Here is a 20,106-nt window from a genome sequence, read left to right as displayed (position 1 = left end):
ACAACTAACAACTAACAACTAACAACTAACTAAAACTATATATTTTCTGTGTTTCCAACTGTTCACAACAAATTGATGAAGGTAAAGTATCCGCCGAGAAAGTCTGGCGATCTAATTGCACTTGCAGATTACTCAGGGGATCAACACCAGGAGAAATCAAAAATTCCAACTTTTGTACATAAGGTAGACTGACAAGATAATCAAGAATTTGTCCGATCGCTTGCACATAAGGATGATTTTTTTGTTTGTACCAGTCATGGGTTGCTAGTCGTGGTTGATCAAATCCTAAATGTACTGTTAAAGATGGTTTGTCAAAGAGGGCGATCGCTAAAGGACGAGCTTCTTCTTGTAACAATAAATCATGACTTTTCGCTAAATGGCGCAGTTTTTCCAAGCGTTCGTAGCGTTCCGTAGCTGCTTGCGGGTCATCTTCCCAGTGGATTGCCATTGTCACTAAATATGTCTGCAACAGCATGTGACCCAGCTTTTTGGCTTTTGTCGTCAAGTAATAGGAGTTATAATCATTGGCTTCGATTAATAATGGCACGCGATCAACTACTTCTAAGCTATAACCTTTTAACCCCGCAATTTTCCGGGGATTATTGGTAATCAAACGTATTTTATGTACACCCAAATCCATCAGGATTTGTGCGCCCATGCCATAGTCACGCAAATCGGCGGGGAATCCTAAGCGTTCGTTGGCTTCAACGGTATCTAGCCCCATATCCTGCAACGAGTAGGCTTTTAATTTATTAATCAGTCCAATTCCCCGTCCCTCTTGCCGTAGGTATACTACAACACCTTGACCCGCATTTTCAATCATTTTCAGGGCTGCTTGTAGTTGCATCCGACAGTCGCAACGCAGGGAACCTAATGCATCCCCTGTTAAACATTCAGAATGCATCCGTACCATCACAGGGTGATCATCGAATTGGGAGGGATCTCCCTTGACAATGGCAACGTGTTCGGTATTGTCTAAAGTATGGCGATAAGCGTAGATTTGGAAAAGACCAAACTGGGTGGGTAAATCGGCAACGGTTTCTCGAATCACAATGCGATCATGTTGGAGGCGGTAGCTGATTAAATCCGCAATACTAATAATTTTCAGCTTATGATGTTTAGCATATTGGATTAACTGAGGTAACCGCGCCATTGAACCATCAGGGTTTTGAATCTCACAAATCACCCCAGCCGGATACAAACCAGCAAGTCTGGATAAATCGACTGCTGCTTCTGTATGTCCTGCTCGTTTCAGTACACCACCTTCCCTAGCACGAATCGGAAAAATATGACCGGGACGACGCAAATCTGAAGCTTTAGTACTTGGATTAATGGCAACTTGAATTGTCCGGGCGCGGTCTTCTGCTGATATACCAGTTGTTACCCCTAAATGAGGCCCAGCATCAATACTGACAGTGAAAGCAGTCTGGTTGGGATCAGTAATATTACTTACCATCAAAGGCAAGTCTAATTCATCAAGGCGATCGCCCATCATCGCCAGACAAATCAACCCCCGCGCTTCTACCGCCATGAAATTGATTGTATCTGGAGTTGCAAATTGGGCGGCACAAATCAAATCGCCTTCATTTTCTCGGTTTTCGTCATCTACTACCACGATCACACGGCCAGCTTTTAAATCTGCCAAAGCGGCGTCAATCGAATCAAATTCAAAGGCTTGGGTTGAAGTTGTCTTGATCTGAGACACAGATTTTAGCTACCAAAAGTAAATTTTTTTAACAAATCCTGTTTTTCAGATTGTACCCCCTTTAGAAGGGTAGAAGCTAAGATAAGCAAGGATTTGTTGACACTGTTACTAAATTCAAGAATGAGAGAGTGCAAGAGGAAGCTTTAACTATTGCTCTGGTAAGATATAGATTTTTTGCAAATAAAATAATTTATGAATACACAAGTAGTATCCATAATAATGATTCTAGCTTTATTCGCTTGTGGACTACTAGAGCGAAACTTTTATGCCTACCAGGATATGTCAACCACATATGCTGTAGACAGGTATCATAGCAATGCTACTGCTAGCTGACTGTACAGAAGACAGTTACAGATGAATAAAATTCATCTAGCTTTTTATTTTTTCACATAACATTGCGAAAAAGTCTACCGCTAAAATTAGGTTTTAGTACTTAAATTTCAGTAACAGTTCAAAAATCATCAGGGTTAGCATTCAACCTTCAACCGTCATATGCTAAGAGCTAATAGCTTTGAGCTAAAGTGTGGATTGTTGAGAGCTGACAACAGGTTAACCAAAAGCGGATAAGGATCTTATAATCATGGGCAATTTTAGACGCGTACCCGTTGGGATTGTAGGCGCGTCAGGTTATGGCGGAGTTCAGTTGGTGCGTCTACTGATGGATCATCCAGAAGTAGAGCTTGTTTATTTAGGTGGCGATAGCACTGCTGGTAAGCCATTTGCGGATATATATCCACATTTGGCTCATACAGTCAATTTATCGATAGAAGCGGTAGATACGGAAATTATTGCTCACCGTTGTGAAGTAGTTTTTCTGTCTGTGCCGAATGGTCTGGCTTGCCAAATTGCTCCAAAATTGCTAGAGAAAGGATGTAAGGTACTCGATTTGAGTGCTGACTATCGGTTTAGTAACTTGGCGACTTATACTGCTTGGTACGGTAAACAACGGCAAGATACTGATACTGCGGCAACAGCAGTGTATGGATTACCAGAACTATATCGCGATCGCATTGCCGAAGCCCAGTTAGTAGGGTGTCCTGGTTGCTATCCTACTGCCAGTCTCCTCGCACTATCTCCACTCCTCAAACAGGGGTTAATCATCCCCGAAACAGCCATTATTGATGCTAAATCTGGTACGTCCGGTGGTGGACGGGAAGCCAAAATCAATATGTTATTAGCCGAAGCAGACAACTCTCTGGCAGCCTATGGTGTCGCCCGTCACCGCCATACACCGGAAATTGAGCAGATTTGCAGTGAACTCGCAGGTCACGAACTCACCATACAATTCACTCCCCATCTTATCCCAATGGTACGCGGCATCCTATCTACAGTGTATGCATCCTTACGCGATCCTGGCTTGGTCAGAGATGACTTAATTACTATTTACAGAGCCTTTTACCGTAACTCTGCTTGGGTAAAAATTTGCGATCCTGGCATTTACCCCCAAACTAAATGGGCGTGTGGTAGTAATCTTTGTTACATAGGCATAGAAGTTGACCCGCGTACAGGTAGAGCGATCGTGATGTCAGCAATTGACAACCTGATCAAAGGGCAGGCGGGTCAAGCAATTCAGTGTATGAACATTATGATGGGTTGGGATGAAACCTTGGGATTACCGAAGTTAGGTTTTTATCCATAATCAGAGTTAATGGTTAGTGGTTAGTGGTGAGTCAGCGCGCAGAACAGGGGGTTCCCTCCCCCAACCCCAAAGGGGGCCCCTAGCCCCCAATCCCCACGACCGACAGGGAGTGGGGGCCGGTGAGTCCCCTATGAGCGACTGACGAACCCGTAGACACGTAGACGCGTAGCGGCTTAAGGCAGGGTAGTGGCTTAAGGTAAGGGTAGGGTTAGTAATAAAAACCAACAACTAACAACTAACAACCAACAACTAACAACTAACAACCAACAACTAACAACCAACAACTAACAACTAACTACTTCGGTCCCATACCCACCATACCTGCGTATACCGCGCGATCGCCTAATTCATCTTCAATTCGCAGCAAGCGGTTGTATTTTGCCACCCGTTCGCTGCGACACAGAGAGCCAGTTTTGATTTGACCGGCACGAGTGGCGACAGCGAGATCAGCAATGGTTGTGTCTTCTGTTTCCCCTGAACGATGGCTAATCACCGACCGGAAACCGTTGCGAGTCCCCAAGTCGATTGTTTCCAAAGTTTCGGTTAGGGAACCAATTTGATTGAGTTTAATCAGAATTGCATTACCAGCTTTCAAATCAATGCCCTTTTGCAGGCGAGTAGCATTTGTAACAAACAAATCATCTCCTACCAACTGGACGCGATCGCCCAACTTTTGGGTGAGTAACTGCCAATTTTGCCAGTCTTCTTCGTGTAAACCATCTTCAATTGAGACAATCGGATACTGGTCAACTAGTTGGGCGAGATAGTCAATAAACTCAGCTGGTGAGTGGGGCTTCCCATCGTAGACATATTGTCCATCTTTGTAAAACTCACTAGCAGCCACATCCAATGCCAAAGCTACTTGTTCCCCTGGTTTGTAACCAGCTTTTTCAATCGCAGCAACCAGCAATTCTAAAGCCACTTGATTGGACTCCAAATTAGGTGCAAAACCACCTTCATCCCCCACACCAGTAAGTAAACCCTTCTCATCTAAAACCTGGCTGAGGGTGGAGAACACCTCCGCACCACATCGCAACGCTTCTCGGAAAGAAAACGCCCCGATTGGAACAATCATAAACTCTTGAAAATCGACATTATTTGCTGCATGGGCGCCACCATTAATTACATTCATCAATGGCACAGGCAATAAATTCGCCAAAGGACCACCCAAATAACGATACAAAGGAATATCTAAAGATTCAGCCCCTGCTTTGGCTGCTGCTAGGGAAACTGCCAAAATCGCATTAGCACCCAGATGAGATTTGTTAGGAGAACCATCGAGAGTGATCATTGTGCGGTCAAGGAGTTCCTGATTCAGGGCATCCATGTGTAGTAATTTGGGGACAATTATATCCTTGACATTTTGCACTGCCTGGAGTACTCCCTTACCCCCATAACGGCTTTTGTCTCCATCCCGTAACTCATGGGCTTCAAAAGTGCCAGTTGACGCACCACTCGGAACCTGTGCCAATCCCACAGCACCATTAACCAAATGTACTTCTGCTTCTACTGTTGGTCTACCCCGCGAGTCAAGAATTTCGCGAGCCACAATTGCTTCAATGGCAGTATCAATCATTTATATCTTTGTCCTTTTTTCAATAAGTTCTTACCGCTGAACACAAACACTCACAGTGGCTGGCCCGACTATCTAGCATAGGCTGTTGGGGGATGCATAAGGCAGAGATTAACGAAGATTTTAGGGGCTAGGAATTGGGCATGAAGTATCACGTACTCAGGAAGAATCTATCGTCGCTCAGTTTCTGTGTATCAAACCACAGTTAAACACAGATACACATCGATAAATTAAGAATGGTTAGTGGTTGGTTGTTAGTGGTTAGTAGGTAAAGACGCGAGGAACATCGCCTCTGTACAATAGTTGTTAGTTGTTAATAATTATTTCTCTACTCCTCACACTCCTCACACTCCCAGACGCTTCAAACAGCGCGTCTCTACATTACTCCCCATTGCCCCATTGCCCCTAATCCCCACTCCCTTGGGGGAGTGGGGGCCGCTGAGTTCCCCACTTTTCTCACAAGTTCCTCATCTTTTACCTCTAGCCTGCAAATAGTACTTTGTCAACCGCAGTTGAGAGTTGAGAAAGACTCAGCGTAGTTTCTGAAATATCAATTTGAACTACATTTTTCCTACACTCTTACACCCCTATACCCTTATCCCCAATCCCCGATCCCTATTTTTCAAGTTACAGAGAAAAACTATGACTCAAAATAAAACCGACTCATACATGGCACTGATGCAGATTCCCGCCGGATATCTCAACATTATGGGTTATGTGGATGAATCTGAAGTGAATGGTCCTGGATGTCGTGCTGTAATTTGGGTACAAGGATGTTTGCGGGAATGTCCAGGTTGCTTTAATACAGAATCTTGGTCATTTGAAATCAATCAACTTGTGTCTGTAGATAGTCTGGCGGAAAAAATTCTCAGTAATCCTCGTAATCAAGGTGTAACATTTTCTGGTGGTGAACCATTCTGGCAAGCAGCCGCACTAGCAAGTCTAGCGCGCAAAGTTAAAGCGGCTGGATTGAATGTGATGTCATTTAGTGGTTTTACTTTGGAGAAATTACAATCTGATTATGCTCCAGCTGGCTCTCAAGAACTATTAGACCAGTTAGATATTCTCATTGATGGTCCCTACATTCAATCACTAGCGTTAAACTCACCCGACTCTCCTGTTTCATCTAGTAATCAACGGGTTCACGTCTTTAACCCAGCTTTGAAAGATAACATTTCTTGGGCAAGCGATCAGATCGAAATTCATATTTTTAAAGATGGTAGCCGACTTGTAACTGGCTACCGGGGAAAGTTGGAACTGGCAGAGTAGAGAAGTGGGGAGATGGGGAGATGGGGAGGTGGGGAGTGTGACGGGTAATAAACCACTAACTACTAACCACTAACAACCAACAACTAACAATCAACAACTAACAATCAACAACCAACAACTAACCACTGTACAGACGTGCCATGGCACGTCTGGTACAACCAACAACCAACAACCAACAACCAACAACCCTACCCTTACCTTAAGCCACTACGTGTCTACGGGTTCGCCAGTCCCCCTACCCTTACCTTAAGCCACTTCGTGTCTACGTGACGGAGACCGCCTTTTTGGGGGGCTGGTCTCACCAACAACCAACAATCAACAATCAACAACCAACAATCAACAACCAACAATCAACAACCAACAACTAACAACCAACAATCAACAACCAACAACTAACCACTAATTTGCTTCAACTCCAACACTTTTACTTGAAAATCTCCTGCTGGTAAGGGAACGTGAGAGGTGAGAATTAGGGCGTTTCCTTGCTGGGTAAAGTTTATGAGAACATTCAACATTAAGGATAAGGAATTTGGATCTTGTCCAACCATTATTTCGTCTAGAAGGCAGATTTTCGGTTGTCTTGCTAAAACAGCACCTAGTGCTAAACGCCTTTTTTGCCCCTGAGAAAGAGATTGCGGATGTTTCTGTGCTAATTCGCTTAAATTTAATTGTGATAGCAGAGAGTTAGCAACTTCTGGTGCTACTCCTGGTTGGAGAATTTCTGCACGCACGCTGTCGGCAAATAGCTGGTGATTAGGGTTTTGAAGTACAAAACCAACATATTTGGCAATCTGAACAACGCTACGTTTGCTCATATCTCTACCCAGAATTTCTAGTTTTCCTGTGTCTGGTTTGAGTAATCCACTAATTAGCTTGAGTAGTGTTGTCTTACCAGAACCATTTTCTCCTTTCAGCAATACAATTTCTTCTGCTGCAACTGTCAAATCGGGAAAATTGGGATACCCACCCCAACTGAGTTGGTGAGTCTGAAGAAGAATCGGGGTGATGGGGTGATGGGGTGCTGGGGTGATGGGGAGTTGTTTGTCTAATTTCCACTCTTGTAGCTTGCCATCTTGGAAGTAATAAGAGCGATCGCATATCTTTTTTACTAGGTCTAACCGATGCTCAACTATAATTATTGACTGACCTCTGTCTGCCCTGGTCCTGAGTAGTTGCAGTAACATATCCACACCTTTGGCATCGATGTAAGCCAGAGGTTCATCTAACAGCATCACTGGTTGCCCAATTGTTAACAAACAAGCAATGAGTAGGCGTTGCTTCTGTCCTGCTGAGAGTTGTTTTATTAACCAATTTCTTTGTGCTTCTATACCGAATTCTCTTAGTGCGGCATCTGCCAAAAGCGGTATTTTGTCTGGATGAACGTTCCAGTTTTCTAAACCGAAGACAATTTCTTCCCAGACTTGTTCTGTAAAGATTTGCGTCTCGACATTTTGTAGTACTGTGCAAAAATATTGCGATCGCCCTCTGACTGACCACTCGTTTAATTCTGTTCCCTGATACAAAATTTTCCCTTTTAACTCTCCCCCTGTATGATTCGGTGCAATTCCTGCTAGGCAATTTAACAAAGTACTTTTACCACTGCCAGTTGCCCCGGCAATCAAGACAATTTCACCAGGGTATAGGTTAAGATTAACACCTTGAATAGTGGGTTCTGATCTGCCTGGATGCCTGAAAAAAAGGTCTATGACTTCAACGAGGGGTGGTTCAGATGCCATGATTTTTTATACAAACAATTCAATATATCCCACAACCGCTAGCATCACAGTTGTACTGAGAGTAAAGATGGTGTCTTGCAATTGCCATCTTAGAGGTTTGCTGTTACTGCGCGGAGCTTGTGGATCGTAACCTCTAGTTTCTAAACCTACTGTAACATCGTCTGCGTAGGCAACTATCCTAAACATTAGGGGTATAAATAAACCTGAAAACCATTGCTGCGGTTGAAATTTCAAATCCACTCCTCGCAACTGATTTGCTTCTAGAATGCGTTGAGTTTCTTGCTGGATGATTGGTAGAAATCTCCAAATTAGCATTAAGCTGAGTGTTAAAAAGCTGGGTAAACGTGTAGCTTGTAGCGCTCTAATTAAATCAGATGGTGAAGTTGTACTGGCTAGCAGTGGTGTTGGTAACATAATTGCGACGAGACGCAGGGTACTAAAAACAGATGTGTCAAAGTCTCTCAGCCATGTAGAAACAACCATGAATAAAAACAGGCTGATGCTTACATACCCTAGAATTTTGAGGTTAATTCGCACGGAAATCAGCACTAGTAGCAGTAGTGGCAGCACCAATACAGTAATTGCCCAGATATTATCCAAAATTAAAGCAATGCTTAGGATAGTAATACTGGTAATAATTTTGAGTAGGGGATTAATTTGAGTTAGGAAAGTATGCTGCATTGGCAAAATGTGGGGTTTTCTTTGTCCTCCTTGTCACCCCGTTAAATGTATCAAACTTATAGTGAAACGGTATTAGTATTAGGTTTTGCACGACAACAAATTGTGTTGTTACGACAACAAGTTGTGTCATAACGACAGCATGTTGTGATCTAACAACAATAAGTTGTGTCGTAACGACAGGATGTTTTGATCTAACGACAACAAGTTGTGTCGTAACGACAGGATGTTTTGATCTAAGCTTAAGTGCGATCGCACCTACGAAAAATGAAAATCGGTAAAGTAGGGCTAAAGATACCAAAAAAATTATGTTTTAGAAATCGACCACCGTGCAAGGCGATGTAGACGCGCCCAAGCGCGGCTTCCCGTAGGGTACACAGATGGATTTTTTGTAGGTATTAGAGGTCTACGTCCATCTTGCCAGCTTTCTGTAGTTGCTTAATGCCCAGTTCTCCCAGCCACCAACCAATTGCACCTGCCACTCCTGCAAGTATTGTCAACAGTAATAAAAGCCAATTTTGGGTAACTATTTTTACAAACGGGTCTGCTCTAGAAGTTTTGATGAGAAAAGCAGCAAGTAGTAAACCGCCTAAATTGGCACTACTGAAAAACAGGATGTTCCCGAGTAAACGGTTGATTTTGCGTCGATAGTTCCCCACGAAAAACATCACCAATTCTGTCACTAGGACAGTGGCAGCTAAGTAAAGTGAAATAATTGGCGATATCAACCCTAGTAGCAGTGCAAGAGGCAGAATCATCAACGCCACACTACCACGGCGTTGCAAACGTGCCATTCCTAGAGTCAGGAAAATTCCTCCTAGTGGCGCCCAAGCTAATAACTGAAAGCCAGGTGGTGCAAACGGACCGACTATAATCACAGCAACCACCATGCCTATCGTCATGAAGGCAGCAAATACATAATCTCTCAGACGCCAAGGAGTTCTCATGGAGAATGCTGCGATATAAAGAGAACAGAAAGCGATCGCACTGACTATTATATTTGGATTTTAGATAATTTATTACCTCAATACTATCTCTGTGACATACTCCTACACTGATGCTTGCATCAGTGTAGGCTTCTCATCCAATCCAGCTATTGCTTCGGAGGCGATGAGCTTTGTTTTAAGTCCACGGAATGCCCTACCGCAGACTATGCAATTTCTTAGCTTGTACCCTACAAATTTTACTGCCCTCGATGAGATGCTGGCTTATTCGCACTATAGGACAAACCCGAAGGTAATTTGTATTTATCAAGATCTGCCTACTTACTTTCATGACTGTGCAACGGAGTCGCTTACCAATGATCGCACTGCCACTGGACAGAGGCTTATCAGACACCAATGGGGGTGAAGCAAACCACAACTATTCTAGCAAACAACACACAAATTGGCGATTCGTCGCCCACCCCCGAACTCAACGAGTGACCTTCGATTCAATGAACTTAAAAATGGGGAACCCTTTTTATATATTGAGCAAGCCCTCGCATTGTCCCCTCCAAGATTGGGCAGGCTTTGAGGTCTTATCGCTTAGTCCTATTGGCATGTCGCTGGGTATATTTAAGCCCACGAGGCGAATCGAAGAACAAGTCAGGCTTTAATAGCCCCTGCGATAAGCCCAATAGTCAACTCGACAATACAGTGAAGCCTGACTTGTTCTATAGCCAAAATGCGATGCCCAATCTTGGTACGTGGAAGACCCTCGACCCCGTGAGAGACCAACACGTGAAAAATCAGGCAGGCTTGAAACCCCCCTGATTGATCTGTGGGCCTGCATGAGATATCTCAAAGAAGCCTGCCTGATTTTTAGGGGTCAAGTGAGACGATTTATCGCGGTGGTGGCAAAGCCGCTTAGGCGGCTTTGCGAGGGTTCCCCATTTTTAAGAGGAGAAAGCTGTGACACTCGTTATTGGTTGGGGCTGGGACTCCTTAGCGCCCAAAAATTCATCTCATCACCTCCCTATCGGGTAGGTGAGAGGCTTCTTTTCGTTCCAGCTAAAGAAAGACGCAGCTGCGTTTATCTCTAGTTCTCTTAACAATACGCAAACGCTTGGCAGTTTACAATATCTAGGGAACTATCACAACTAATTACCACAACTGGAGATAGTTATGCGACTCCTACACACAATGTTGCGTGTTGGCAATTTGGAAGAATCGCTAAAGTTCTACTGTGATGTTTTGGGAATGAAACTGCTGCGGCAAAAAGATTATCCAGGGGGAGAGTTTACTCTGGCTTTTATTGGTTATGGTGAGGAAAGTGATCACACAGTTATTGAACTAACTTATAACTGGGGTGTGGATAAGTATGATTTGGGCAATGGTTACGGTCACATTGCCATTGGAGTCGATGATATTTATGCTACCTGTGAAGAAATTAAAAAACGTGGTGGGAAGGTAGTACGAGAACCAGGGCCAATGAAACATGGTTCTACGGTAATTGCTTTTGTGGAAGACCCAGATGGGTATAAAGTAGAACTTATTCAACTGGGTACTCAAGGTTCTGCTGTTAAACAGGAAGAACAAAAACTTGTAACTCAGTAATTCTGAGGCACAATTGCAGGAGATAGAATTGAGCGTCAAGCAATGCCGACAACGGAGGATTCATTCGCCCAAATTCTTAGCGGGGGGTTTAGTCGGTTGGGGCGTCCTTAGCCACATGTGCTTACCTGCAAAGGCGGATTCTCTGCTACTTCAACCGTCGCCAGAAACTCAAAGCTCTGACTCTAGTTTACAAGCAGCTATCCCCGAGGTTAGTACCCCTACACATAATGCGGAGGTATTAACTCCAGAAATTGATATTAGTGTTGGGCAGACAGAGTTTTCAACCATAGCAAATTCTGAGTCGTCAGTAAAAAATGAAGTGTTTGGTAATCTTGACGTTGATTCTGATTTACGAACACAGCAAACTTCAATCTCACAATTATCTGATGTTCAGCCAACAGACTGGGCTTATCAGGCATTAAAATCACTCGTGGAAAAATATGGTGTCATTTCTGGTTACTCAGATGGTACCTTTCGTGGTAATCGTCCCATGAGCCGTTATGAGTTTGCTGTTGCTCTTGCGGCTACTTTATCTAAGGTTGAAGATATCATTGCTGATAGGATGAGCGATCGCTTTATCCAAGAAGACATGATTGTCTTACGGCGGTTGCAAAAAGAATTCCGTTCGGCTTTGGATGACTTACAGCAACGGGTTGATAATTTAGAAGCACGCAACAGCGAATTACAAGCACACCAATTTTCTACGACTACGAAACTACACGGTGAAGCAATTATTGCTTTGACTGATGGTACTGATGCTAACAAAACTGTAGTTTCCCGTTCCCGCTTAACCCTCTCCACTAGCTTCAATCAACAAGATGTACTTGTGACTCAACTAGAAGCTGGTAACAATGGTGGAGATGCAATGAGTTTGGCACAACAAGAGGAAGAGAATTTGCTGGGAACCACTGGTTTTATTGCCAATGGTGGTGGACTTGATTATGTGGAAGTAGACTCTGACCTCAGGTTGAGACGCTTACACTATACCTTTCGTCCTTCCGAAGATGTGGCGGTGACAGTGGGTGCAAAAATGTCACCACGAGATTTTATTGATCGTAATAACTATGCCAATAACGAGGCGGTTGATTTTAGTTCTAGCTTTTTCCTGAATAATCCTCTGATTGTCCAAAATCAAATTGATCGCAATGGGGGTGCAGGTGCTGCTGTGCAGTGGAACCCTGGCAATGGTCAATTGACGGTGCGATCGCTCTACATTGCTGCCGATGCTGACCAACCAAATTTTACCAGCACAGAAGGGGGTTTATTTGGCGATCGCTATCAAGCTAGTGTGGAAGTTGAATATTCACCCAGCGATCAGCTAGCCTTGAGACTGCAATACACAAATGCCCTGATTAACAATACAGACATTAACGCCTTTGGTGTCAATGCCGAGTATAGCCTCAATCGGAATGCAGGCATTTTTGGACGCTTCGGATTTGGTAATTACAATGGATATAATACCGCCATCGATGAGGATTTAGATCTACATCCGGTGACATGGGCTGTAGGTGTGGGATTCCGTAACCTTTTGCTTCCCGGTACTGTTGCGGGTGTAGCGATCGGTCAGCCTTTTGTCAGCGAAGATTTAGGAAATGCCACTCAGACAAATTTTGAAGCCTTCTATAATCTCCAACTCAGTGACAATCTGAGTATCACCCCCACATTTTCATTAGTAACAAACGCCGACAACGACAGTTCTAACGGCACTATTTGGCAAACCACCCTCAGAAGTGTATTTTCGTTTTAAATTGTTGATAGTTGGTTGTTGGTTGTTGATTGGTGGTTCCAAACAACAAACAACAAACAACCACTAACCAATATAAAATCTGCAACCGTAGATACAAGCGGCTGCAAGCAATTCATGCTGGGATAATAGTCTAAGACAAATACGTCCGTAGTTTAAAATCTAAAATCTAAAATTGTAAAGATGCAGCCTACAGATCCAGATAAATTTACAGATAAAGCTTGGGAAGGGATTGTCAAATCTCAGGATATAGTACGTGCTTATCAACAACAGCAATTAGATGTAGAACATTTAATAATTGCTCTATTACAACAAGAAAATGGGTTAGCAGCACGAATTTTTAACCGTGCTGGTGTAGATGCCAACCGTTTGCTACAGCAACTAGAAGATTTTATCCGGCGTCAGCCCAAAGTTGGTAGAAGTGATCAGCTTTACTTGGGGCGTTCTTTAGATATTCTATTGGACTTAGCCGAAGAAGCAAGAGTCCGGATGAAGGATTCTTACATATCCGTAGAACATATCCTGCTGGCTTTTGTCGAAGATGAACGTGTCGGGCGGCGGATAGTTAAAAGCTTTAATCTAGATACTGTGAAGTTAGAAGCTACGATTAAAGTAGTTCGTGGTAGCCAAAAAGTCACAGACCAAAATCCCGAATCCCGCTATGAAGCTTTGCAAAAATTCGGTAGAGACTTGACAGAACAGGCAAAATTTGGAAAACTCGACCCCGTAATTGGGCGGGATGACGAAATTCGGCGGGTGATTCAGGTATTGTCCCGGCGTAGTAAAAATAACCCCGTCTTGATTGGTGAACCAGGAGTTGGTAAAACTGCGATCGCCGAAGCTTTAGCACAGCGTATCATCAATGGTGATGTCCCGGAATCTTTGAAAAATCGCCAACTCATTGCCTTGGATATGGGTAGTTTGATTGCTGGGGCAAAATACCGGGGTGAATTTGAAGACCGCCTCAAATCAGTTCTCCGGGAAGTTACGGAATCCAACGGTCAAATTGTCTTATTCATTGATGAGTTACACACCGTTGTCGGTGCGGGTTCCGGGCAACAAGGTTCAATGGACGCCGGTAATTTACTCAAACCAATGTTGGCACGGGGAGAACTGCGGTGTATAGGTGCTACTACGTTGGATGAGTACCGTAAATACATTGAAAAAGACGCAGCCTTAGAACGGCGTTTTCAACAAGTCTTTGTAGATCAGCCCAGCGTCGAAAATACAATTTCGATTCTGCGGGGACTGAAAGAACGTTACGAAGTCCATCACAACGTCAAAATATCAGACTCGGCGTTGGTGGCAGCTGCTACTCTCTCAGCTAGATACATTAATGACCGCTTTTTGCCAGATAAAGCGATCGATTTGGTAGATGAAGCCGCCGCCCAGTTGAAAATGGAGATTACCTCCAAACCAGCAGAGTTGGAAGCGATCGATCGTCGGCTGATGCAGCTAGAGATGGAAAAGCTGTCCTTAGCCGGGGAAGAGAAGGCTGTACCCCAAACAAAAGAGCGTTTAGCGCGAATTGAGCTAGAAATTAGCAATTTAACCGCCAAACAGCAGGATTTGAACGGGCAATGGCAAGGTGAAAAGCAGCTATTAGAGGCGATTAGTGCCTTAAAGCAAGAAGAAGAAAAGCTGCGAGTACAAATAGAACAAGCAGAAAGGGCTTACGATTTAAATAAAGCTGCCCAGTTGAAGTATGGCAAATTGGAGGGGGTGCAACGCGATCGCGAAGCCAAAGAAACCGAACTCCTGAAAATTCAAAGTCAAGGTAAAACCCTGCTGCGGGAACAAGTCACTGAAGCGGATATTGCTGAAATCGTGGCCAAATGGACAGGAATTCCCGTCAATAGTTTATTGGAGTCGGAACGGCAGAAGTTACTCAAACTCGAGAACCACCTACACGAACGAGTAATTGGACAACAGGAAGCTGTCTCTGCCGTTGCCGCCGCCATTCGTCGCGCCCGCGCTGGGATGAAAGATCCTAGCCGTCCCATCGGTTCATTTTTATTCATGGGACCGACGGGAGTTGGCAAAACGGAACTCGCCCGTGCTTTAGCCCAGTTTTTATTTGATTCTGATGACGCCTTAGTACGTTTGGATATGTCTGAGTATATGGAGAAACATTCAGTTTCTCGGTTAGTGGGTGCGCCTCCAGGATACGTCGGCTACGAAGAAGGGGGGCAACTGTCGGAAGCAATTCGTCGTCGTCCCTATTCGGTGGTGCTGCTAGATGAAGTTGAGAAAGCCCACCCGGATGTGTTTAATATCTTACTGCAAGTTCTGGATGACGGTAGAATTACGGATAGCCAGGGGCGAACCGTTGATTTTCGCAACACCGTTATTGTCATGACTAGTAATATTGGTAGCGAACACATCTTGGATGTTTCTAGCGATGACTCCCAGTATGAGAAAATGCGGAATCGGGTGATGGATGCTTTGCGATCGCACTTCCGCCCGGAGTTTCTTAACCGGGTTGACGATTTAATTATCTTCCATGCCCTTAACCGCAGTGAGATGCGGCAAATCGTGCGTATTCAACTCAAACGGGTGGAATATCTACTTAGAGAGCAAAAAATCTCTTTGGAAATATCTCCTGCTGCCTGTGATTATCTGGTGGAGGTGGGGTACGATCCAGTTTACGGCGCTCGTCCGATAAAACGGGCAATTCAAAGAGAAGTAGAGAATGCGATCGCTACCAAAATTCTGGAAAATACGTTTATTGCTGGGGACACGATTGTCATTGACAAGGGAGATCACCAGCTAACCTTTAGTAAAAAAAAGGTAGTGCAAATACCCATGCCAGATAGTACAAGTTCTTACATACTGGAAGCATCGCGCGAAGCATAGATTTGGAGAGACACAGAGAATGTGATTTTATGTTTTTTCTTTGTGTCTCTATTGTTTTTAAAGTTTTTTAAACCGCAGAGGCGCAGAGTACACAGAGGTAAGATGCTGCTGAATCTTAAAGTTTTATTTTCTTTGGCAAGACTACCAGTGTCCATACTGGAATGATTAAGTTCGAGGTGTTGATTGTTTGGTTGTAAAACAGTAGTTAAGCTTTAAGCACCTCAAATTACATCATAGTTTTTCCTGTCACAGCCTGAATGAATAGTGATGACTACTAAGCCCTTTTTTAAGGGTTAGAAGAAAAAGTGTTAATCTTTCCTGTCTTGGTCTGTAAAATATTTAGCTCTTCTTTGGATGAAGTACAACTTTATCGGTGTGCATCTGTGTTCATCTGTGTTCGTTTTTTTCCCTGTACCAAACCCAACTGAAACCGCTATATTTAGCAATTTCGTTTCAGAAAAATAAGGCTATTAAGATTAATGGAAAGGAAGCAAAAATATATATTATAACCGCACTAAATTAATAAACATTATTATCCTCTTGTTAATGTGGTAGCGTGACCGGACTAATTTTGTACAAAAATCTCTTATTCTATCTCTGCGTTCTCTCTCTTGGAAAGCTTTGAGGTTGTCTCCGGGACACTGCACACAGACGCAAAGTGTTTACAAACTTTTCGCTGCTTCCTGTGCGGTTTCTTAATCCACTATATTTAACCCGATCACGCTAGTAGGTGTTTATAAATTACACAATTTCCCTGATGTCTGTTACGGTACTAAACCGTTACTATTAGTAAATATTACTAAATAAAATAATTGTACAAGGCTTATGGTCTTTACTTTTAATATTTATTTTTTGTTTTTGCTTAACTGGATTTTTAGGCAAAAATATATTTGCAATTCATCTATTTTTTATAAAAAGTATTGATGTAGATACTAATAAGTATATTTTTGATTTTTATAAATACGTAGGTGCAATTTATGTATAATGTAATCAAAAGATTAATACCTCAGAATTTGAAGAGTGTATTGAAGCCTAAAATTGAATATTTACTTGATGTAATTGTCACTGAGTACTATTTCCATTTTAGAAGGTCTGAAACTCAGCAAGAATTAAAATTGATTCGTAATCTTCCCAGAAATCTCCATATTGAAGGCACGAACATTTGTAATGCAAAATGTACTTTCTGTGCTTATCCACAAATGGAAAGAGGAAAGGAAATAATGCCTATGGAAGAATTTCGACGAATATTAGATGAGTATGTAGCAATGGGTGGTCAATATGTGTCTTTGACACCAATAGTTGGTGATCCTTTTGTAGATCGTTACCTTTTTGAGAGACTTGACAATCTTAATAGTCGACCACACATTAAAGGATTTTACTTCTATACAAATGCGATTTTGATGAAGCCAGAAGTGAGTGAAAAGCTTCTTACTTACGGAGAAAAACTAAATATTTATGTTTCTTGGGGTGGATTTGACCGGGAGACTTACAAAGCAATCATGGGCGTTGATCGATTTGATATTGTCCGCCGAAACATAAAAGCATTCATTGAGGCAAAGTTGAAATTACATTCCTCTACTGGTTTAACTATCGCACTACGTTGTCCACCTACAAAATGGTCTGGTGATCTGTGGGAAAAGTTTAATCAGTGGAAAAATGAGAAAATAATTAATATTCAATTTATCAATGCTTATGATAGCTGGGCTGGTAAGGTAAAAGATGAGGAACTAAAGCGGGTAGGTCTAGAACCAGTCATTCAACCATACAAGCGAGGCGCTTGTGAATTGCTATACATGAAGCCAATTATTCTTGCTAATAGTAAAGTGAATGCCTGTGCCTGTCGTGATGTCGAAGCAGAACTGATTATAGGTGATCTCAAAGAATCTACACTACCAGAAATTTGGTCGGGACAGGGAATTGAAGAACTGATTAATCGTCAGGAAAATGGTGATTTTCCTGATGTTTGTAAGCGTTGTACTTGGTATATCAGTGTTTATAACTACCGTAAAAGAAACTCCCGTATTTCTACTATGCAGCATTGGAGTGAAGATTAGACTGGTGGTTTCATGATCTCTTCAGTACGGCAGTTATATTAATTAGTTTTTTTACTTACAATGACACTTAAAGTCAAGAACATTTGATATTCCTGTCAATATCATACAATTTCACAAATCTTCTTCAGCGAGTAGGGAAATCCGAATTATCGTTTGGGGGCAAACAGTGCTGAAAAAAGAAGCGATCGCCTTAGGTATAGCTTTAAAATTCTACTTGGTATAATGTCCTATTGCTTTCGGCTTTACCCTGGAAGCTGAGGACTAGGGTATGTTTGCCAGATTCAATATTCAAACATTTGCACTGAAGATCACCAATCATGCTAGAACAAGGAACCATCAGTATTCATACTGAAAATATTTTCCCGATTATCAAGAAGTCTCTTTACTCAGATCACCAAATCTTCTTGCGGGAGTTAATATCCAACGCCGTCGATGCCATCCAGAAGCTAAACATGGTATCTCGTGCTGGAGAATACTCTGGCGATATCGCTGAACCAGAAATTCAAATTGCTATAGACAAAAACAATAAAACCCTCTCCATCACCGATAACGGTATCGGGATGACAGCAGATGAGGTGAAAAAGTATATTAACCAGGTTGCTTTCTCTAGCGCCGAAGAATTTATTCAGAAATATAAAAGCACATCTGACCAGCCTATTATCGGTCACTTTGGTCTAGGCTTTTACTCTTCCTTTATGGTGGCGCAAAAAGTCGAGATTGATACCCTATCTTACAAAGAAGGAGCGCAGGCTGTTCACTGGACTTGTGATGGTTCGCCAGAGTTCACCCTAGAAGAATCACCTCGTACGACTCGTGGTACGACAATTACTCTCCATTTGATGGAGGAAGAACTAGATTATTTAGAATCAGCACGCATCAAAAATCTTGTCAAGACTTACTGCGATTTCATGCCAGTGCCAATTAAACTGGATGGCGAGGTGTTAAATCGGCAAAAAGCACCCTGGCGTGAGTCTCCCAGTAATTTAAGTAAGGAAGACTATATAGAGTTTTATCGCTACCTCTATCCTTTCCAAGAAGAACCCCTGTTATGGGTGCATTTGAATACAGATTATCCTTTTATCATCAATGGGATTCTGTATTTTCCGAAACTAAGACCGGATGTTGATGTCACCAAAGGACAGATTAAGTTATTCTGCAATCAAGTTTTTGTCAGCGATCACTGCGAAGAAATTATTCCCCAATTTCTTTTGCCGATGCGGGGTGTAATTGATAGCAGTGATATTCCTCTAAATGTATCACGCAGTGCTTTGCAGACCGATCGCACTGTCAAGAAAATCGGTGATTACATCGCCAAAAAAGTAGGCGATCGCCTCAAAGAACTCTACCGCGACAACCGCGATCAATATATTAGCGCTTGGAAAGACCTCGGCACATTCGTTAAATTCGGGGTCATGAACGATGAAAAGTTCAAAAAGCAAGTCGAAGACATTCTGATTTTCCGCACTACAGCCAAGCTATCAAACCAAACCGCTTCTGAAACTCCAGCCGTACAAGTACAATCCGAAGGCGAAGACGCTTGGCAAGATGTCACTCCCCCTTCTCCACCAGCAGAGGGAACTGAGGGGGGATCATACACAACCCTCAAAGAATATTTAGAACGTAACAAAGAACGCCATCAAAACCGCGTTTTCTATTGTACCGATGAAGCAGCACAAGCCACCTACGTTGAACTTCACAAAAAACAAGGGTTAGAAGTCCTGTTTATGGACTCCTTCATCGACACCCACTTTATCAATTTCCTCGAACGCGAATTCCAAGATGTCAAATTTACACGGGTAGACTCTGATTTAGATCAGACTCTCCTAGATAAAGATCAAGCTACAGAGATAGTAGATCCCAAGACAAATAAAACCCGTGGCGAGGTGATTAAGGAGTTATTCGAGAAAGCCCTCAACAAACCTAAATTAAATATCCGTACCGAAGCCTTAAAATCAGATAATCCCCAAAGCACACCTCCGGCAATGGTGTTGTTACCAGAGATTTTGCGTCGCTTCCGGGAAATGAATGCACTTATGCAGCAGCAAATGGTAGAGTTTCCTGAAGAGCATATTTTACTGGTAAATACTAGCCACCCCCTGATTCAGAACTTAGCGACCCTTAATCAAGGTAGTATTATTCAGGGTGGAGGTGAATCACCCACAGGTCAGTTAGTCAATATGATTTGCCAACATATTTATGATTTGGCGCTCATGTCTCAAAAAGGGTTTGATGCTGAAGGAATGAAAGGCTTTGTTGAACGTTCTAATGAAGTTTTAACGAAGTTGACAGAACAAGCAACTAAGTAACCCCCATAT

At 42.8% G+C, this 20,106-nt stretch carries 13 protein-coding genes; 8 read left to right on the top strand and 5 right to left on the bottom strand.

Annotated features, from left to right (window positions below):
* Positions 1 to 25 precede the first annotated feature (25 nt).
* A complete protein-coding gene (gene ribBA / locus UYI_RS0125835) occupies positions 26 to 1,705 on the bottom strand; it encodes a bifunctional 3,4-dihydroxy-2-butanone-4-phosphate synthase/GTP cyclohydrolase II (RefSeq protein WP_016869583.1) in 1,680 nt (559 codons plus the stop codon).
* Positions 1,706 to 2,285: 580 nt separating this feature from the next.
* On the opposite strand from ribBA, the gene argC reads away from it, so the two are divergent.
* A complete protein-coding gene (gene argC / locus UYI_RS0125830) occupies positions 2,286 to 3,344 on the top strand; it encodes an N-acetyl-gamma-glutamyl-phosphate reductase (RefSeq protein WP_016869582.1) in 1,059 nt (352 codons plus the stop codon).
* 295 nt (positions 3,345 to 3,639) lie between these two features.
* Here argC and eno read toward each other — a convergent pair whose 3' ends face one another.
* Positions 3,640 to 4,920 carry a phosphopyruvate hydratase gene (gene eno / locus UYI_RS0125825; RefSeq protein WP_016869581.1) on the bottom strand — a complete coding sequence of 427 codons (1,281 nt, stop codon included), beginning with the start codon at positions 4,918 to 4,920 and terminating at the stop codon, positions 3,640 to 3,642.
* A 639-nt stretch (positions 4,921 to 5,559) separates the two neighbouring features.
* On the opposite strand from eno, the gene UYI_RS0125820 reads away from it, so the two are divergent.
* Positions 5,560 to 6,186 (top strand): 4Fe-4S single cluster domain-containing protein, encoded by a 627-nt coding sequence (locus UYI_RS0125820; RefSeq protein ID WP_016869580.1) that lies wholly within the window; start codon positions 5,560 to 5,562, stop codon positions 6,184 to 6,186.
* A gap of 135 nt (positions 6,187 to 6,321) precedes the next feature.
* Positions 6,322 to 6,456, top strand: coding sequence for a hypothetical protein (locus UYI_RS39825; protein ID WP_268742330.1), 135 nt, complete (start codon positions 6,322 to 6,324; stop codon positions 6,454 to 6,456).
* Between the two features lie 122 nt (positions 6,457 to 6,578).
* Here the strand turns inward: UYI_RS39825 and UYI_RS0125815 are convergent, their stop codons facing one another.
* From UYI_RS0125815 to UYI_RS0125805, 3 genes are all read right to left on the bottom strand, one after another.
* Positions 6,579 to 7,922, bottom strand: a complete 1,344-nt coding sequence (locus UYI_RS0125815) for an ABC transporter ATP-binding protein (protein ID WP_016869579.1) — start codon at positions 7,920 to 7,922, stop codon at positions 6,579 to 6,581.
* Positions 7,923 to 7,928: 6 nt separating this feature from the next.
* Positions 7,929 to 8,603: an energy-coupling factor transporter transmembrane component T family protein gene (locus UYI_RS0125810; RefSeq protein ID WP_016869578.1), complete on the bottom strand. Its 675-nt coding sequence runs from the start codon at positions 8,601 to 8,603 to the stop codon at positions 7,929 to 7,931.
* 395 nt (positions 8,604 to 8,998) lie between these two features.
* Complete coding sequence (locus UYI_RS0125805) at positions 8,999 to 9,547, bottom strand: hypothetical protein (RefSeq protein ID WP_016869577.1); 549 nt, start codon at positions 9,545 to 9,547, stop codon at positions 8,999 to 9,001.
* Between the two features lie 1,158 nt (positions 9,548 to 10,705).
* On the opposite strand from UYI_RS0125805, the gene gloA reads away from it, so the two are divergent.
* From gloA to htpG, 5 genes are all read left to right on the top strand, one after another.
* Positions 10,706 to 11,137 carry a lactoylglutathione lyase gene (gene gloA, locus UYI_RS0125800; protein WP_026086172.1) on the top strand — a complete coding sequence of 144 codons (432 nt, stop codon included), beginning with the start codon at positions 10,706 to 10,708 and terminating at the stop codon, positions 11,135 to 11,137.
* A gap of 28 nt (positions 11,138 to 11,165) precedes the next feature.
* On the top strand, positions 11,166 to 12,884 hold the full coding sequence (locus UYI_RS0125795; RefSeq protein WP_026086171.1) for an iron uptake porin: 1,719 nt from the start codon (positions 11,166 to 11,168) through the stop codon (positions 12,882 to 12,884).
* A 180-nt stretch (positions 12,885 to 13,064) separates the two neighbouring features.
* Positions 13,065 to 15,737, top strand: a complete 2,673-nt coding sequence (gene clpB, locus UYI_RS0125790; protein WP_016869574.1) for an ATP-dependent chaperone ClpB — start codon at positions 13,065 to 13,067, stop codon at positions 15,735 to 15,737.
* A 977-nt stretch (positions 15,738 to 16,714) separates the two neighbouring features.
* Complete coding sequence (locus tag UYI_RS0125785) at positions 16,715 to 17,791, top strand: radical SAM/SPASM domain-containing protein (protein ID WP_016869573.1); 1,077 nt, start codon at positions 16,715 to 16,717, stop codon at positions 17,789 to 17,791.
* Between the two features lie 317 nt (positions 17,792 to 18,108).
* The gene (gene htpG / locus UYI_RS0125780; protein ID WP_026086170.1) at positions 18,109 to 20,097 is read left to right on the top strand and encodes a molecular chaperone HtpG; all 1,989 of its coding nucleotides are present in this window, start codon (positions 18,109 to 18,111) and stop codon (positions 20,095 to 20,097) included.
* Positions 20,098 to 20,106: the final 9 nt, after the last annotated feature.

The organism is Fischerella muscicola PCC 7414, from assembly GCF_000317205.1.
Taxonomy (GTDB): Bacteria; Cyanobacteriota; Cyanobacteriia; order Cyanobacteriales; family Nostocaceae; genus Fischerella; species Fischerella muscicola.
Note: the sequence above shows the minus strand (reverse complement) of the source record. Positions and strands in the feature narration are given on the sequence as shown.

Bases quoted from the DNA above. Each gene is read 5' to 3' on its own strand.
- argC (WP_016869582.1), top strand. From the start codon at position 2,286: ATGGGCAATTTTAGACGCGTACCCGTTGGGATTGTAGGCGCGTCAGGT.
- eno (WP_016869581.1), bottom strand. From the start codon at position 4,920: ATGATTGATACTGCCATTGAAGCAATTGTGGCTCGCGAAATTCTTGAC.
- UYI_RS0125820 (WP_016869580.1), top strand. From the start codon at position 5,560: ATGACTCAAAATAAAACCGACTCATACATGGCACTGATGCAGATTCCC.
- UYI_RS0125815 (WP_016869579.1), bottom strand. From the start codon at position 7,922: ATGGCATCTGAACCACCCCTCGTTGAAGTCATAGACCTTTTTTTCAGG.
- UYI_RS0125810 (WP_016869578.1), bottom strand. From the start codon at position 8,603: ATGCAGCATACTTTCCTAACTCAAATTAATCCCCTACTCAAAATTATT.
- UYI_RS0125805 (WP_016869577.1), bottom strand. From the start codon at position 9,547: ATGAGAACTCCTTGGCGTCTGAGAGATTATGTATTTGCTGCCTTCATG.
- gloA (WP_026086172.1), top strand. From the start codon at position 10,706: ATGCGACTCCTACACACAATGTTGCGTGTTGGCAATTTGGAAGAATCG.
- clpB (WP_016869574.1), top strand. From the start codon at position 13,065: ATGCAGCCTACAGATCCAGATAAATTTACAGATAAAGCTTGGGAAGGG.
- UYI_RS0125785 (WP_016869573.1), top strand. From the start codon at position 16,715: ATGTATAATGTAATCAAAAGATTAATACCTCAGAATTTGAAGAGTGTA.
- htpG (WP_026086170.1), top strand. From the start codon at position 18,109: ATGCTAGAACAAGGAACCATCAGTATTCATACTGAAAATATTTTCCCG.